At 68.1% G+C, this 16,327-nt stretch carries 13 protein-coding genes; 8 read left to right on the top strand and 5 right to left on the bottom strand.

Going from position 1 to position 16,327, the window contains the following annotated elements:
• Positions 1-194: 194 nt before the first annotated feature.
• Positions 195-1,415, top strand: coding sequence for a cytochrome P450 family protein (locus ABH933_RS09825; protein ID WP_429416144.1), 1,221 nt, complete (start codon positions 195-197; stop codon positions 1,413-1,415).
• On the opposite strand, the gene ABH933_RS09820 is transcribed toward ABH933_RS09825, so the two are convergent.
• Positions 1,404-2,030, bottom strand: coding sequence for a GNAT family N-acetyltransferase (locus ABH933_RS09820; protein WP_429416141.1), 627 nt, complete (start codon positions 2,028-2,030; stop codon positions 1,404-1,406). The two genes, ABH933_RS09825 and ABH933_RS09820, sit on opposite strands and share 12 nt — an antisense overlap.
• 273 nt (positions 2,031-2,303) lie before the next feature.
• Between ABH933_RS09820 and ABH933_RS09815 the strand changes: the two genes are divergently transcribed.
• Positions 2,304-2,825: a hypothetical protein gene (locus tag ABH933_RS09815; protein ID WP_429416139.1), complete on the top strand. Its 522-nt coding sequence runs from the start codon at positions 2,304-2,306 to the stop codon at positions 2,823-2,825.
• A gap of 928 nt (positions 2,826-3,753) precedes the next feature.
• Here the strand turns inward: ABH933_RS09815 and ABH933_RS09810 are convergent.
• From ABH933_RS09810 to ABH933_RS09795, 4 genes are all read right to left on the bottom strand, one after another.
• Positions 3,754-5,169 (bottom strand): aminotransferase class V-fold PLP-dependent enzyme, encoded by a 1,416-nt coding sequence (locus tag ABH933_RS09810; protein WP_429416136.1) that lies wholly within the window; start codon positions 5,167-5,169, stop codon positions 3,754-3,756.
• A gap of 106 nt (positions 5,170-5,275) precedes the next feature.
• Positions 5,276-6,022 (bottom strand): MarR family winged helix-turn-helix transcriptional regulator, encoded by a 747-nt coding sequence (locus tag ABH933_RS09805; RefSeq protein WP_429416133.1) that lies wholly within the window; start codon positions 6,020-6,022, stop codon positions 5,276-5,278.
• 338 nt (positions 6,023-6,360) lie between these two features.
• Positions 6,361-6,951: a TetR/AcrR family transcriptional regulator gene (locus ABH933_RS09800; RefSeq protein WP_215920980.1), complete on the bottom strand. Its 591-nt coding sequence runs from the start codon at positions 6,949-6,951 to the stop codon at positions 6,361-6,363.
• Between the two features lie 313 nt (positions 6,952-7,264).
• Positions 7,265-8,143 carry an alpha/beta fold hydrolase gene (locus ABH933_RS09795; RefSeq protein WP_429416129.1) on the bottom strand — a complete coding sequence of 293 codons (879 nt, stop codon included), beginning with the start codon at positions 8,141-8,143 and terminating at the stop codon, positions 7,265-7,267.
• A gap of 207 nt (positions 8,144-8,350) precedes the next feature.
• Between ABH933_RS09795 and pyrR the strand changes: the two genes are divergently transcribed.
• The 6 genes from pyrR (at position 8,351) to carB (ending at position 16,327) form a co-directional block, all read left to right on the top strand.
• Positions 8,351-8,989, top strand: coding sequence for a bifunctional pyr operon transcriptional regulator/uracil phosphoribosyltransferase PyrR (gene pyrR, locus ABH933_RS09790; protein WP_429416126.1), 639 nt, complete (start codon positions 8,351-8,353; stop codon positions 8,987-8,989).
• A gap of 76 nt (positions 8,990-9,065) precedes the next feature.
• Positions 9,066-10,031: an aspartate carbamoyltransferase catalytic subunit gene (locus ABH933_RS09785; RefSeq protein WP_429416123.1), complete on the top strand. Its 966-nt coding sequence runs from the start codon at positions 9,066-9,068 to the stop codon at positions 10,029-10,031.
• Positions 10,028-11,323: a dihydroorotase gene (locus ABH933_RS09780; protein ID WP_429416121.1), complete on the top strand. Its 1,296-nt coding sequence runs from the start codon at positions 10,028-10,030 to the stop codon at positions 11,321-11,323. The genes ABH933_RS09785 and ABH933_RS09780 overlap by 4 nt, the downstream gene beginning before the upstream one ends.
• Positions 11,323-11,880 (top strand): transporter, encoded by a 558-nt coding sequence (locus ABH933_RS09775; RefSeq protein ID WP_429416118.1) that lies wholly within the window; start codon positions 11,323-11,325, stop codon positions 11,878-11,880. The genes ABH933_RS09780 and ABH933_RS09775 overlap by 1 nt, the downstream gene beginning before the upstream one ends.
• 8 nt (positions 11,881-11,888) lie before the next feature.
• Positions 11,889-12,989, top strand: a complete 1,101-nt coding sequence (gene carA, locus ABH933_RS09770; protein WP_215921095.1) for a glutamine-hydrolyzing carbamoyl-phosphate synthase small subunit — start codon at positions 11,889-11,891, stop codon at positions 12,987-12,989.
• Complete coding sequence (carB, locus tag ABH933_RS09765; RefSeq protein WP_429416115.1) at positions 12,989-16,327, top strand: carbamoyl-phosphate synthase large subunit; 3,339 nt, start codon at positions 12,989-12,991, stop codon at positions 16,325-16,327. The genes carA and carB overlap by 1 nt, the downstream gene beginning before the upstream one ends.

Here is a 16,327-nt window from a genome sequence, read left to right as displayed (position 1 = left end):
GAACCCGCGAGCCGCACAGCTTCGTCCATCGACGGCTCTGGCTGCTCGGACGTCACCAGCCGTGGCGTCAACCATCTGACCAGCGAAATCCTGCCAAGATGTTGACTCGAGACTCGACTTCAGCGCGTCAAGCTTTCCGGCAGGGTTGCTCGGTTTACGCTCGCAGCACATCGGGCCAGGAAGGGAGCCGGTCTGTGGCGTGGTCACGGCGGTTGGCGACTCGCACGGGTCGCCTTGTCCTCGATCCGCTTGTCGGCGACTTCGAGGCCGAAAACGGTCGGCTACGAGCTGCTGGTCCGCTCGTCGCGGTGGAACTGCCCGGCGGAATTCCCGCATGGGCGGTCACCCGCGACGCCGAGGCAAGACGCTTGCTCACCGATTCGCGCCTGGTGAAGGACGTCAATGTGTGGGCTCTGTGGCAGCGCGGGCAGATTTCGTCCGAGTGGCCGCTGATCGGCGTGGTGAATCACGGCCGTTCCATGTTCACCGTGGATGGTGCGGACCATCGACGGCTGCGCCGGCCGGCCGCGGAGGCGTTCACCGCTGGGGAAGTGGAGGGCATGCGCGAACGCATCGGCGAAATGGCGCGGGAACTGCTGGATGCGCTGCCGGACGACGGGCAACCCGTCGACCTCAAAGCCGCCTTCGCGCAGCGGCTGCCGATACGGGTCATCAGCGAGGTGATGGGTGTCGATCCGGTGGACCAGCCCCGGCTTTCGGTCCTGTTCGACGCGTTTCTCTCGACCCAGACGCCGCCCGCGGAGGTGGCATCGAATCAGGCCGAGTTGACGGCGATGATGTGGTCCCTGGCCGCCGCGCGCCGGGCATCCCCTACCGATGACCTGACCAGCCTGCTGGTCGGCGACAGGTTCACCGACGAGGAGATCGTCAGCACCCTGCAACTGTTGATCGGTTCGGGCTACCTGACCACGGTCTCCCTGATCGTCAACGCGGTGGTCAACCTCTGTACCAATCCCGGCCAACTGGCGCTGGTCCGCCGCGGCGTCGTGGGCTGGGACGCCGTGGTCGAGGAGACCCTGCGTTACTCCGCGCCGAACTCGAACTTCCTCATTCGGTTCGCCACCCAGGACATACCCGTCGGCGACGAAGTGATCAAGCGCGGCGAGGCCCTTATCGTCTGCTACGGTGCGATCGGCCGCGACGAGTGTCGACACGGCGGTAGCGCCGGGGACTTCGACGTCACCCGGTCCCCGAATCGCCACATCTCCTTCGGTCACGGCCCGCATTTCTGCGTGGGTGCGAGCCTGGCCCGGCTGGAGGGACACGTGGCCCTTTCCGCGCTGTATGAGAGGTTCCCGGACTTGATACTCGCGGTGCCTGCCGAGGAGTTGCGCCACAACCCGACGGTGACACAAAACGAACTGAGCGAACTGCCGGTTCTCCTACGGCCCTGAACCGATGCTCTTCGGCTCCCGCCACATCGGCCACATCGGCGGACCGTCCGGTAGGCGAAAAGGGGCGCCGAGGCACCGGTAACCGTGCCGCTCGTAGAGGGTGCGAGACATCGGATCGCTGGCATCCAGGAATGCGGGCAGGCGATGGCTGTCGAGGTAGCTGTGGTGATATCGGAGCAGTGCGGTGCCCAGCCCGCGTCCCTGTCGGTCGGGCCGGGTCGCGAGGTATACGAGGTAGTGGTGCGGGACGGCGTGCGGGTGGCTGTCGGCGAACCGCTGGTCCAGCACTTGGAATCGCCTGGTGTAAGGACCGCAGGCCGCGGCGAGCCGACTGTCGTACTCACCCGGCGGTGACGTTGGTCCGGCCGCTTGGGGCAACCACACGGCGGTCGCCACGAGTTCGCCGGACTCGTCCTCGAGGAGGTGGATCTCGCCGTCTGCGAGCGCTTGGTCAACGCCGATGCTGAAGTTGGCAGGGAGGACGCCTGTGCGTTCGCCGGGGTCTGGCACCAGCCAGGCGGCGACCTCCAAGGAGTGGAAGGCCGCGGCGATCAATTCGGCGATCCTGCCGGCATCGGTCGCGATCGCGCGGCGAATCTCCGAGCGTGTGATCATTGCTCCTCCATCCAATCGAAGTCGGGCTTGGCGGGCACAGTGGTGGGAAACAGGGGCCGCACTGGATCAGCTCGCGTCATTACCCGTCACAAGGTGGATGGCGCGTTAATGTCTTGACCGTCATCCTCGGCGCAGTCGCCAACGACGATTCTCGGTATGCCGACGCGTACGTGGAATGTTTTGCGTATACACCGGCATAGATCGGCGCCCAAGCAGTGCATCACGTCGAACGCATTCCCAATGGAAGGACATGCTTTGTCTACAAGTCACCGCTTGGCCGGTACCGTCGCTGTTTTCGGCGCGCTGCTCGTCACACCGCCGCTGATTACGCACAGTGTGGCACTGCCAACTCCGAAGGCGATAATGACCTGCCGGGAGTCGGGCACCGTGTCCTGGGCGGCTCCCGGAATCGGCAATGAGCCGGCGACCGTCAAATGGAACGCCGAGATCGACTTCACCGGCTGCACCGGACCAGCCGTCGATGAAAAACGTCCGACCCCGGTTCACGTGAGTGAAAGTGGAACCGAATTCGTGTCCTGCGATGGTGATGTTTCCGTGCACACTGGCGCGGGTAAAGTCACCTGGTCGGATCGTTCAACCAGCGAGGTTTCCGCTGGCGTGAACGTGCAGAGCAAATCCGCCGGCCGGGGGCACGGCGCCTTTCCGATCACCATTCGCACGGGGAACTATGCCAACCATACGGCCACGGACGACGACACGGTGGCCGCCGCATCCGGTCAATCCTGCCCGGGTCTGACCGAAGCCGCGCTCACCGGCACGCTGTCCATATTCTGATCGGCCCGCCCGCAGACAGCACGCACTCGCCGTGAGCAACAATTCGGGGACACCGATCCGTGAGCCGATGCTGCTCGCTCACCCCGCGACGCTGCCGGAGGCCATGGCGGCAATGTGGTTCCCCGGCGGCGCATCGCTCGCGGGCGTCGATATCCAGGCCACGACCGTGGGCGAGGCCGAGCACGACCGGTTCTTCGGCATCCAACGGGTCGCACGGGATCCCGCCTCCCTGTGGCGAACGGCCTTGGCCAGGAGCCTGCGGGAGTTCACCGGCCGGCTGGCTGCGCAGATCCCGCCGCAGCAGGAACCGGACCTGCTCGCCGGGCTGTCTGTCGCGCTGCCCCCGGAGGTCTTCCGATCACTGTCGCAGGTTCCGGCCGCACAGGACGACACCGCCTGGGCGCCACTCGACTGGTGGGTGGAGGGGCACCGCCTCTTCCTGGTGTTGACCCAAGCGGCGACGGTGGCCCTGCGCGACGCCCGCCGGCACATGCGGCTGGGCATCCCGGGGGCGGCCACCGCGGGCCTGGATGCCGCGGCGGCTCTGTTCCTTTCCAGCGCCGCGGCCCTGCGCATCACCGCGAGCTTCAGCGCCGGGGAATACCGGGAACAGGTACGACCGCTGATGGCGCCACCGTATGTCTCGGCGGGGTTCAGCGGGTTGCTCTCGGTGGATCATCGGATGTTGGTCACCGCGCTCCGCCAATGCCGGCACGGTATGGACAGTCCGGCGGTGCGCCCTGGGATCGAACGCCTGCATGCCGCGCTCACTACTGTGTACATGGCACACGAGGGCGTCTGCGAACGCTTCGTCGGTGACACCGCGCCCAGCCTCCGCACGGCGGCGAGCCCGCGCCGATCCTCCGCCGTGATCGTGTTGCATGAACTCGGAGAGCGGCGGACCGGGTTGATCGATCCGGGTGCGCGCTCATCCCTCGGCGGCGATCCGGCTGATGTGATCCCAGGCGCCGGAGACGTGCTCGTACCTGGTGGCCGTACCACCGATCGCCAGGCGAAGCGTGAACGCGCCGCGAACCACGGTGTGGGACAGGTAGATCCGGCCGGATGCATTGAGCGCCTCGAGCAACCGCTGATTGGGTTCATCGGGTCCTCGAAGCCGGAAGCAGACCAGTGACAGCGGATGCGGGGCCATCAGCTCGAAGCGCTCGTCCGCAGCCACCCATGCGGCGAATTGCTGCGCCAGCGCGACACTGTGCCGTACATGCGTCCGCAAACCCTCGACCCCGTAGCAGCGGATGACCGCCCAAAGCTTGAGTGCCCGGAAGCGACGCCCCAAGGGCACCTGCCAATCCCGATAGTCGACCACCGCGCCCGAGTCCGTCGCGGTATTACGCAGATATTCCGGCAGCACCGACAGCGCGCCGACCAGCGCCTTGCGGTCGGCGACATAGCAAGCGTCGCAGTCGAATGCGGTGAGCATCCACTTGTGCGGGTTGGTCGCGTAGGAGTCGGCATACGCGGCCACCCCCTGATGAATCCATCGCAACTCCGGGCACACCGCGGCGACCCCGGCGTAGGCCGCGTCCACATGCAGCCAGACGCCGTATTCCCGGCAGATCCGGCCGATCGGCTCGACCGGATCGAGGGCACCGGTCGAGGTGGTACCCGCCGTGGCCATCACCATGACCGGGATAATGCCTTGCACCGCATCGGTTTTCATCGCTTCCCGTAGTGCGTCCGGATCCATCGACAGGTCCGGGCGCGTTTCGATCAACCGTATCGATGACGTGCCGAGACCGCTGATACGTACGCCTTTCTCCAGCGCGGAGTGGGCCTGTGTCGAGGTGTACACGGCATAGCGACCGCGCGCGACACCGTCGCGGGCTACCTGTCCGCCGGAGACTCGATGCAACGCGGCGACCAGCGCCACGAGTATCGCGCTGGATGCCGTGTCCTGGATGACACCACCTCCGGTGCCCGCGAAGGTGAACTTCTCGGGCAGCGCCAGCATCTCGGCCAGCCAGTCGAGGACATGCTGCTCCAATTCGGTGCACGCCGGACTGGTCTGCCACAGCATCCCCTGCACGCCCAGCCCGGAGGTGAGCAGCTCCGCGAGTACCGCCGGACCCGAGGTGCTGGTCGGGAAATAGGCGAAGAATCCGGGATGCTGCCAATGCGTCAGTCCCGGAACCACAATCGTGTCGAGATCCGCCAGCACCGCGTCGAAAGGCTCGCCCACCTGCGGCGGTGTCGACGGCAGCTGCCCGCGTACCTCTCCCGGCTGCACCCGGGACCGCACCGGCAGCGATTCCACCCGTTCCCAGTAGTCCGCGATCCAATCCACCACGGCCCTCCCGTGGCGGCGAAACTCTTCGGCGGTCATGTGCTGGGGTACAGGTATTTCGACCATCGGCGGTCGGGTTCGCGGCGCGCGGGACCGCCGTTCCCCCATACTCCTTCTTTTGTCGGTGCGCTGACGCGGTGAGTGCTTACCGGAGGTGCGAACGAACACGAGATATGGGGCGGTCGAGCGGCAGACGTGAGCTTAACCTTACGGTCATCCAGATCCTGCCAAATTCTTGACGGCATCCGGTAGATCGTCGAATAGTTGCTGCTCCTCGTGGGTCCGCTGGTCGTCGCGGGCGGATGGGGAAGCCGGGTCTCGAGGGTGTCAGGTGGGATCGGTAACGGCCTCGACCCCTGTGGGTTTCGCTCGCGCGGCCTTTGGTCAGTAGGCGGTTGAGCTGGCGCTGCTCCGCTGTGCTGAGGTGGGCGACCGGTGAGCGGGTGAGCATTGCGATGCCGAGTTGCCGCCGGATTTCGAGGCCGCGTTCGGTCAGGGAGACGATCTTGGCCCGCCGGTTCGCCGGATCGATCTCTCGGGTGATCAGGCCCTTTTCCTGGAGGCGGTCCGCCAGGAAGGTCACCGTGGACGGGTCGCAGCTCAGGTCGGCGGCGAGCTGGCGCATCGACGGGGTCGCCGACGGCTCGATCGCCCACAGGGTCTTGGCCATGACGGCGGTCAGCCCCAACTTCCCGACGGTGTCGGCCAGTAGCGCGTCGGTCTGCTCGGCAACGGTGTTGCTGCGCTTTTCCCGAACCAGCTGGGTGGCCGCCGGGGTCGGGCTGGTCTGGCTGGCCGGTGTGGGGGCCTCGATGTTCTTTCTGTGGCACGTGGCCGTTCCGTTGACGGGCATGACCGCGCTGGGTGATGTGGCCTTCGGCACCGTGCTCACGTTGCCCTACCTGGCCGACCGCCTGCTCGCGCCGCGGCTGGGCACGGCCGGCAGTCTGCTGCTGTTCCCGGGACGGAACCGTGGTGTGGACCTCTGCACGCCGACGCCGACATGGTGCTGGTACCGGGAGGCGACTGGCCCCAGTTCGGCCGCCTGCACACCCAGATGTCGAGCCTGCGCGCGATCGAAATCGGCTACTCGCTGGTCCGGCAGGACTTCAACGGCTGGTCCGCCGCCCGACGATCTACCGGCTCACCGGCGACGCCTTCGCCTGGCTGTGCCTCGCGGGCACACTCGTGCTGATCTGTATCGCCACTATCCGCCGATTCTCGACGACGCTATCGCCGGCATCCGTCCAGCAATAGCCGCACGGTGAGGCGCGCGTCGTAGTCCGGATCCGTCCGGCGCGCGCCCGCGCAGATGTCGCCGATCGCGCGCATCAGCTGATATGCGCCCACGTCCGGGGTCACCGCGCCCGCGGCCCGGGCGGCGGCGAGGAGGTCCTCGAACACCGGGCCGAGTCGTTCGATGAAGAGTGCGTGCAACGAGGTGAAGCCGTCGGGGTCGCCGCGCATCGCGGCGCCGAGCCCGTGCTTGGTGACCAGGAAGTCGACGAACAGATCCACCCACCGGCGCAGCGCGTCGAACGGGGAGGGTTCGGTCGCAAGGAGAGTCGGCCCGGCCTCGGCGCAGGCGTCGATCTGATGGCGGTAGACGGCCACCACCAGGTCCGCCCGGGTGGGGAAGTGTCGATAGATCGTGCCCATGCCGACGCCGGCGGCGGCGGCGATGCGACGCACGGGTGCGTCCACCCCGTCGGTGACGAATACCGCAGCCGCGGCATCGAGCAGCGTCTTCTCGTTCCGGCGGGCGTCGGCGCGCTTCGCGGGGGTCGCGACGGTCGAGGTCGACTCGTCGGACGTCGTCATGCGGCACTCCCTTCGTTCGGCGGCGCCCACCCACGTGTTCGTGGGTGCCCGGCCGGACGTCGCCGTCGGCGCCGCTCGGATATCGTCGGCGGCACCTTGGTCGGACGTCCCGGGCCGCACCCGCCCGGAATGACCTTCACCGCGCAGATTCGGAGCGGCGCTCCGAATCAAAGTCTAACCGGACCGGCGTCCGAACCGCGGGATCGCCGTATCCCGAGCAAGCGGTTCTGTGTCAGGGCCGATCCGCCTGCCGATGCGGTCGGATCGACCAACAGGCGAGGAGGTCTTCGCCGCACGCACCATGCTGCGAGCCTCAGTGCTCCGGCGAGTCCAGGTGGGCGCGCACGAAATCGACCACGGCGTCGGAGAATTCGTCGTTGACGTCGCTCGCGGCGGTATGTGCGGCGCCGCGGATCTCGACGTATTCCAGCTGCGGCACCAGCGCGCGGAAGTCCTCGACGCCCTGCTCGCTGACGACGTCGGACAGGCGGCCGCGCACCAGCAGCACCGGCATGGTGAGCTTGCGGGCGGCCGCTTCCAGCGCGGTGGTGTGCAGTTCGATGACCTCGGTGTTGCCCGAGATCATTGCCGGGTCCCAATGCCAGTACCAGCGCCCGTCCTCGCGCAGGCGCAAGTTGCGGCGCAGCCCGTCGGTGCTGCGCGGGCGGGTGCGATGCGGCAGATACTCCGCGATGGCGTCGGCCGCCTCGTCGAGGGAGGCGAAACCGTCCAGGTGTCCACCCAGGAAGCTCGCCACCCGCTCCACGCCGCGATGCTCGGGGCGCGGCACCACATCGACCATGACGAGTCCGGCGATGCGCTCGCTGCCCGGGCGATCGGTGGCCAGCAGGCCGGTCAGCCCGCCCATGCTCGCCCCGACCACGATCGCGGGCCGGTCCAGCTCGGCGAGGATGCCCAGCAGGTCGGCGGTCATCGCCTCGCGGCTGTAGTCGCCGTCGGGGGCCCAGTCGCTCTCGCCGTGCCCGCGCGCGTCCAGCAGCAGCGCATGCAACCCGACCTTGGCCAGCGCCGCTCCCGAATCCTTCCAGGAGTGCCTGGTCTGGCCGCCTCCGTGCAGGAAGACCGCGAGAGGGCCGTCCTGCGGCCCCCAGCTCTCCCCGGCGAGGGTGATGCCACCATGGCCGCGGAAACTCACGCGGCGGGGATCGGAGAAGTCGGCGTCGTTGCTCACCGTCCGAGCATGACATACGTTTCAGCTCGGATATACACCGTACGAATGATGGATTCCTCACATCCGCGCGTGGCGATAACTGCACACTTGCCCAATGGCGAGGTGTGGCGGGATCCGGTGCGGTCGCGAAATCACCACCCTGTTAGGCTTCTGCTCCGAAAGACATCCTTTAACGGACCGTCCCGTGAGGCGGGGAAGGAGGTCGGCATGGCTGCGCCCCAAGACGGGTCGGCCAGGTCGAGCGCTGCCGAATATTCGCAGCGGCACGACCCCCAGTGGGTTCAGGCCGGGCGTGAATTGCTGTCCGCCCAGGATGTAGGCCGGACCGTCGCGCGCATGGCGCACCAGATCATCGAGAAGACCACCCTGGATTCGGCCGATCCGGCCGTGCCGCGCGTGGTGCTGATCGGCATTCCCACCCGCGGTACCACCCTTGCCGAACGCCTCGCGACCAGGATCGAGGAGTTCGCCGGGACGCGTCCGCCGGTCGGCTCCCTGGACATCACCCTCTACCGGGACGACCTCCGCAACCGCCCGCACCGCCCGCTCGAGCGCACCTCGGTGCCCGAGGGCGGGATCGAGGATGCGCTGGTGGTCCTCGTGGACGACGTGCTGTTCTCCGGTCGCAGTGTGCGCTCGGCCCTGGACGGCCTGCGCGATCTGGGCCGCCCCCGCGCGGTGCAGCTGGCCGTGCTCATCGACCGCGGCCATCGCGAGTTGCCGATCCGTGCCGACTACGTCGGCAAGAACGTGCCGACCTCGCGCAGCGAGGACATTTCCGTCCTGCTGACCGAGCACGACGGGCGCGACGGGGTGTATCTGCACCAGGGGGACGACCAACCGTGAGGGAGCGAAGCGACCGAGCCATGAACACAGCCATCCGATGGTTCGCGACGGAGCCGAGCGCCAGCGAGGTGGAGTCGTGAAGCATCTGCTTTCGGTGACGGATCTGGACCGCACCACGGCCACCGAGCTCCTGGACGAGGCCCAGCGCTTCGAGCAGGCCCTGCTCGGGCGCGAGGTGCGCAAGCTGCCGACGCTGCGCGGCCGCACGGTGATGACGGTGTTCTTCGAGAACTCCACCCGCACCAGGGTGTCCTTCGAGGTGGCCGGGAAGTGGATGAGCGCCGACGTGATCAACGTCAGCGCGTCGAGTTCCTCGGTGTCCAAGGGAGAATCGCTGCGTGATACCGCGCTGACCCTGCACGCCGCGGGCGCGGACGCGCTGATCGTGCGGCATCCGGCCTCCGGAGCGGCACATCAGATCGCGCGCTGGTTCGGCGAAATGAGCAACGGCGCCTCGGGATTCGCGGGCCCGGGCCCGGCGGTGATCAACGCGGGCGACGGCATGCACGAACATCCCACCCAGGCGCTGCTGGACGCGCTGACGCTGCGTCAGCGCCTCGGCTCGCTGGTGGGCAAGCGCGTGGTGATCGTCGGCGACATCCTGCACAGCCGCGTGGCGCGCTCGAATGCGCTGCTGCTGAACATTCTCGGCGCCGAGGTCGTCCTCGTCGCACCGCGCACCCTGCTGCCGGTGGGCGTGGAGCAGTGGCCGGTGCACGTGTCGCACAACCTGGACGCCGAACTGCCCGGCGCGGACGCTGTGATGATGCTGCGGGTCCAAGCCGAGCGCATGAATGGCGGCTTCTTCCCCTCCGCGCGTGAATATTCCATCCACTACGGGCTGAACGAGCGGCGCATGAAACTGCTGCCCGAGGACGCGGTGGTGCTGCACCCGGGCCCGATGCTGCGCGGCATGGAAATCGCGCCGCAGGTGGCGGATTCGCCGAAGGCGGCCGTGCTGCAACAGGTCACCAACGGAGTGCATATGCGAATGGCGGTGCTGTTCCGCCTCTTGATCGGAACCGGGGAGGCGATTTCGTGAGTTCCCTCATCAGGAATGTGCGGCTGTACGGCGAGGGCGAGCCCGTCGACGTGCGGCTCGACGAGGGCGAAATCCGCGAGATCGGAACGACTCTCGATGCCGGTGACGCCGAGGTCGTCGAGGGCGCGGGCCAGATCCTGCTGCCCGGCTTCGTGGATCTGCATACCCACCTGCGCGAACCCGGCCGCGAGGACACCGAGACCATCGAATCCGGTTCCGCCGCAGCGGCTCTGGGCGGGTACACCGCGGTCTTCGCGATGGCCAACACCAGCCCGGTCGCCGATACGGCGGTGATCACCGACCACGTGTGGCGGCGCGGTCAGGAGGTCGGGCTGGTCGACGTGCATCCCGTCGGCGCGGTCACGGTGGGTCTCGAGGGCAAGCAGCTCGCCGAGATGGGCACCATGGCAACGAGTGTGGCGGGCGTGCGGATGTTCTCCGACGACGGGCACTGCGTGCACGATCCGCTGATCATGCGCCGCGCGCTGGAGTACGCCCACTCGCTGGGCGTGCTCGTCGCGCAGCACGCCGAGGAACCGCGGCTGACGAAGGGCGCGGTGGCGCACGAGGGTCCGAACGCGGCGCGCCTGGGGCTGGCCGGCTGGCCGCGCGCCGCGGAGGAGTCGATCGTGGCCCGCGACGCGCTGCTGGCCCGCGATGCCGGTGCGCGCGTGCACATCTGCCACGCCTCCACCGCGGGCACCGTCGAACTGCTGAAATGGGCCAAGGGGCAGGGGATTTCGATCACCGCCGAGGTCACCCCGCATCATCTGCTGCTGGACGACTCGCGGCTGGAGACCTACGACGCGGTGAACAAGGTGAATCCGCCGCTGCGCGAGGCCTCCGACGTCGCCGCGCTGCGCACGGCCCTGGCCGAGGGCGTGATCGACTGCGTGGCAACCGATCACGCGCCGCACGCCGAGCAGGACAAGTGCTGCGAGTTCGCCGCCGCCCGCCCCGGCATGCTGGGGCTGGAGACCGCGCTGTCGGTCATCGCCGAGACCATGGTCGCGGCCGGGCTGCTCAACTGGCGCGGCGTGGCCCGCGTGATGAGCGAGAATCCGGCGCGGATCGCGGGCCTGGACGATCAGGGCCGCCCGCTGGCCGTCGGCGAGCCCGCGAATCTGGTGCTGATCGACCCGGACGCGACGTGGACGGTGCGCTCGGCCGAACTGGCCAGCATCTCGACGAACACGCCGTTCGAGGCGATGACCCTGCCCGCGCGGGTGACGGCGACGTTCCTGCGCGGCCGGATCACCGCCCGCGACGGCAAACCCTCCGGAGCGTTCTGATGGAAAGAACACTGCAGGTCCTGCTGCTACTGGCGCTGTTCTGCCTGTGCCTGTGGGTGATGTACCGGGCGTGGCAGAAAAAGGCCCGCAAGCAGGCGGACGCGATCGGTGAACTGCCCGTCGTGCCCGCCGAACTGGGCGCGCAACTGCTCGAACCCGCCACCGGCCTGTACACGGGCACCACGATGGCGCCCAGCTGGCAGAACCGGGTTGCCGTGGGCGACTTGGGATTCCGCGCCACCGCGGAGCTGACCCGCTTCGAGCACGGCATCCTACTCGAGCGCAGCGGCGCGGCGGTGATTTGGATTCCGCAGGAGTCGATCACCGCGGTGCGCACCGAGCGCGGGCATGCGGGCAAGGTGATGACACAAGACGGCGTGCTGGTGATTCGCTGGAAGTTGCCGACCGGAACCGAGGTGGACACCGGTTTCCGCGGCGACGACAAGACGGTGTATCCGGCCTGGACCGCCGCGCCCACCGGCGCGACGACAACCGAACCGGTCGGCGCGGACACACACGAGCCGACCGGTACCGAGACGGGAGATGAGACGGCGTGAACTTCGCGATGATGGTGCTCGAGGACGGCCGGGTGTTCCGCGGCTCGCCCTTCGGCGCCGAGGGACAGACGCTGGGCGAGGCGGTGTTCTGCACCGCGATGACGGGCTATCAGGAGACCCTGACCGACCCGAGCTACCACCGCCAGATCGTGGTGGCCACCGCGCCGCAGATCGGCAACACCGGCTGGAACGACGAGGACGACGAGTCGAAGCGGATCTGGGTGGCCGGGTACGCGGTGCGCGACCCCGCGCGACGGGCCTCGAACTGGCGCGCGACGACGACCCTGCAGGACGAGCTGGTCCGGCAGGACGTGGTCGGCATCGCGGGCATCGACACCCGGGCCCTGGTGCGCCACCTGCGCACTCGCGGTTCGATGAAGGCCGGAATCTTCTCCGGCGAGGCCGCGCAGGCCCCGGCCGAGGAGCTGCTGGCGCGCGTGAGCGGCCAGCCCTCGATGCTGGGCGCGGACCTGGCCGACGAGGTCAGCACCGACCAGCTCTACACGATCGAGCCGACCGGCGAGCGTCGATTCACCGTCGTCGCGGTGGATCTGGGCATCAAGACCAACACCCCGCGCATGTTCGCCGAGCGCGGCATGCGGGTGCACGTGGTGCCCTCGGGCGTCACGCTCGACGAGATCAAGGCGCTGAACCCGGACGGTGTCTTCCTGTCCAACGGTCCCGGCGACCCGGCCACCCAGGATGACGCCGTCGCGCTCACCGAGGGCGTTCTCGGAGAAGGGATTCCGCTCTTCGGCATCTGCTTCGGCAACCAGATCCTGGGCCGCGCACTGGGTTTGCAGACCTACAAGATGAAGTTCGGCCACCGCGGCATCAACGTGCCGATCATCGACCACGCGACGGGCCGGATCTCGATCACCGCGCAGAACCACGGCTTCGCGCTCGAGGGCGAGGCCGGGCAGCGCTTCGACACCCCGTTCGGCGCCGCCGAGGTAAGCCACACCTGCGCCAACGACGGCACGGTGGAGGGCGTGCGCCTGGTGGACGGGCGCGCCTTCTCGGTGCAGTACCACCCCGAGGCCGCCGCCGGGCCGCACGACGCCGCATATCTCTTCGACCGTTTCGCCGGTCTGATGGAAGGAGCCTGATGCCTCGCCGCGAGGATCTACGCCACATCCTGGTGATCGGCTCCGGCCCGATCGTGATCGGCCAGGCCTGCGAGTTCGATTACTCCGGCACCCAGGCGTGCCGCGTGCTGCGCGCCGAGGGACTCCGTGTGTCCCTGGTCAATTCGAACCCGGCCACGATCATGACCGACCCGGAGTTCGCCGATTCCACCTACGTGGAACCGATCACCCCCGAATTCGTCGAGAAGGTCATCGAGAAGGAGCGCCCCGACGCGATTCTCGCGACCCTGGGCGGGCAGACCGCGCTCAATACCGCCGTGGCCCTGCACGAGCGGGGTGTGCTGGAGAAGTACAAGGTCGAGATGATCGGCGCCGACTTCGACGCCATCCAGCGCGGTGAGGACCGGCAGAAGTTCAAGGACATCGTCGCCAAGGTCGGCGGCGAGAGCGCGCGGTCCAAGGTCTGCTACACCATGGACGAGGTCCGCGAAACCGTTGCCGAACTTGGCTTCCCGGTCGTGGTACGCCCGTCGTTCACCATGGGCGGCCTGGGTTCGGGCATGGCCTACAACCACGACGATCTCGACCGCATCGCGGGCGGCGGCCTGGCGGCCTCGCCGACCGCGAACGTGCTCATCGAGGAATCCATCCTGGGCTGGAAGGAATTCGAGCTCGAGCTGATGCGCGACCGCCGCGACAATGTGGTGATCGTCTGCTCGATCGAGAACGTGGACCCGATGGGCGTGCACACGGGCGACTCGATGACCGTCGCCCCGGCCATGACCCTGACCGACCGCGAATATCAGAAGATGCGCGATCTTGGCATCGCGATCCTGCGCGAGGTCGGCGTCGACACCGGCGGCTGCAACATCCAGTTCGCGGTGGATCCGCGTGACGGTCGCCTGATCGTCATCGAGATGAACCCGCGCGTCTCGCGTTCGTCCGCATTGGCTTCCAAGGCAACGGGTTTCCCGATCGCGAAGATCGCCGCGAAGCTGGCCATCGGCTACACCCTCGACGAGATTGTCAACGACATCACCAAGGAGACCCCGGCCTGCTTCGAGCCCACGCTCGACTACGTCGTGGTCAAGGCGCCCCGCTTCGCGTTCGAGAAGTTCCCGGGCGCCGACCCGACGCTGACCACCACCATGAAGTCGGTCGGCGAGGCGATGTCGCTGGGCCGCAACTTCTCCGAGGCCCTCGGCAAGGTGCTGCGCTCGCTCGAGACCAAGGCCGCGGGCTTCTGGACCCAGCCCGACGGCGAATGGACCGATGTCGCCGCGATTCTGGACGATCTGCGCGTTCCCATCGAGGGTCGCATCTACCAGGTGGAGCGCGCGCTGCGCCTCGGTGCGAGCATCGAGGACGTCGCCGCCGCGTCCGGCATCGACCCGTGGTTCGTGGCCGAGGTGGCCGGGCTGGTCGAGCTGCGGCAGGAGGTCATCGACGCGCCCGTGCTGGACGAGCCGCTGCTGCGCACCGCCAAGCACTACGGCCTGTCCGATCGCCAGATCGCCGCGCTGCGACCGGAACTTGCGGGCGAGGGCGGCGTGCGCGAGCTGCGGCACCGCCTGCGGATCCGCCCGGTGTTCAAGACCGTCGACACCTGTGCCGCCGAATTCGAGGCCAAGACGCCGTACCACTACTCGGCCTACGAGCTGGATCCCGCCGCGGAATCCGAGGTGGCGCCGCAGCGTGAGCGCGAGAAGGTCATCATTTTGGGCTCGGGCCCGAACCGCATCGGTCAGGGCATCGAGTTCGACTACTCGTGTGTGCATGCCGCGCAGACGCTGTCGGCCGCCGGATACGAGACCATCATGGTCAACTGCAATCCGGAGACCGTCTCGACCGACTACGACACCGCCGATCGCCTCTACTTCGAGCCGCTCACCTTCGAGGACGTGCTCGAGGTGTATCACGCCGAGACCGAGTCCGGCACCGTCGCGGGCGTCATCTGCCAGCTGGGCGGTCAGACGCCGCTGAGCCTGGCACAGCGGCTGACCGACGCGGGCGTGCCCGTGGTCGGCACCTCGGCCGCGGCCATCGACCTGGCCGAGGATCGTGGCGAATTCGGCGACGTGCTGACCGCGGCGGGCCTGCCGGCGCCCAAGTACGGTACCGCCACCACCTTCCCGCAGGCCAAGAAGATCGCCGCCGACATCGGCTATCCGGTGCTGGTGCGCCCGTCGTACGTGCTGGGCGGCCGGGGCATGGAGATCGTCTACGACGAGAAGTCGCTCGAGAACTACATCTCCCGTGCCACCGAGATCACCCCGGATCACCCGGTCCTGGTCGACCGGTTCCTGGAGGACGCCATCGAGATCGACGTCGACGCCCTGTGCGACGGCGAGGAGGTCTACCTGGGCGGCGTGATGGAGCACATCGAGGAGGCGGGCATCCACTCCGGCGACTCCGCCTGTGCGCTGCCGCCGATCACCCTGGGCCGCAGCGATATCGAGGCCGTGCGCCGCTCGACCGCCGCGCTGGCCAAGGGCATCGGCGTGCGCGGCCTGCTGAACGTGCAGTACGCGCTCAAGGACGACGTGCTCTACGTCCTCGAGGCCAATCCGCGTGCCAGCCGCACGGTCCCGTTCGTCTCCAAGGCCACCGCGGTACCGCTGGCCAAGGCCGCGGCGCGGATCGCCCTGGGCGCCACCATCGCCGGGCTCCGCAAGGAGGGCCTGCTGCCCGCCGAGGGTGACGGCGGCCACGCGCCGATCGACGCCCCGGTCGCGGTGAAGGAGGCGGTGCTGCCGTTCCACCGGTTCCGCCGCCCGGACGGCAGCGGCATCGACTCGCTGCTCTCGCCGGAGATGAAGTCCACCGGCGAGGTCATGGGCATCGACGCCGATTTCGGCACCGCCTTCGCCAAGTCCCAGAGCGCGGCGTACGGCTCGCTGCCCACCGCGGGCACCGCGTTCGTGTCGATCGCGAACCGTGACAAGCGCGCGATGGTGTTCCCGGTCAAGCGCCTGCACGACCTGGGCTTCCGCATCCTGGCCACCGACGGCACCGCGGAAATGCTGCGGCGCAACGGAATTCCGTGTGAGCGGGTGCGCAAGCATACGCCGCCGGAGCTTGCCGACGGCATCGCCGAGACCCCCACGGACCCCGCCGAACCCTCGATCGTGGATCAGATCAAGGATGGCGAGATCGATATCGTGTTCAACACCCCGTACGGTAATTCGGGACCACGTGTCGACGGTTATGAGATCCGCACCGCTGCGGTGGGCGCGAATATCCCATGCATCACGACGGTACAGGGCGCGGCCGCGGCCGTGCAGGGCATCGAAGCCACAATCAACGGCGGTATCGGTGTGCGGTCGCTCCAGGAACTGCACGCGGCACTGCGGGCATAA

Origin of the sequence: Nocardia sp. GP40 (assembly GCF_050434125.1) — a bacterium.
Taxonomy (GTDB): domain Bacteria; phylum Actinomycetota; class Actinomycetes; order Mycobacteriales; family Mycobacteriaceae; genus Nocardia; species Nocardia albiluteola.
Note: the sequence above shows the minus strand (reverse complement) of the source record. Positions and strands in the feature narration are given on the sequence as shown.

Bases quoted from the DNA above. Each gene is read 5' to 3' on its own strand.
- ABH933_RS09820 (WP_429416141.1), bottom strand. From the start codon at position 2,030: ATGATCACACGCTCGGAGATTCGCCGCGCGATCGCGACCGATGCCGGC.
- ABH933_RS09810 (WP_429416136.1), bottom strand. From the start codon at position 5,169: ATGACCGCCGAAGAGTTTCGCCGCCACGGGAGGGCCGTGGTGGATTGG.
- ABH933_RS09800 (WP_215920980.1), bottom strand. From the start codon at position 6,951: ATGACGACGTCCGACGAGTCGACCTCGACCGTCGCGACCCCCGCGAAG.
- pyrR (WP_429416126.1), top strand. From the start codon at position 8,351: ATGGCTGCGCCCCAAGACGGGTCGGCCAGGTCGAGCGCTGCCGAATAT.
- ABH933_RS09775 (WP_429416118.1), top strand. From the start codon at position 11,323: ATGGAAAGAACACTGCAGGTCCTGCTGCTACTGGCGCTGTTCTGCCTG.
- carA (WP_215921095.1), top strand. From the start codon at position 11,889: ATGATGGTGCTCGAGGACGGCCGGGTGTTCCGCGGCTCGCCCTTCGGC.
- carB (WP_429416115.1), top strand. From the start codon at position 12,989: ATGCCTCGCCGCGAGGATCTACGCCACATCCTGGTGATCGGCTCCGGC.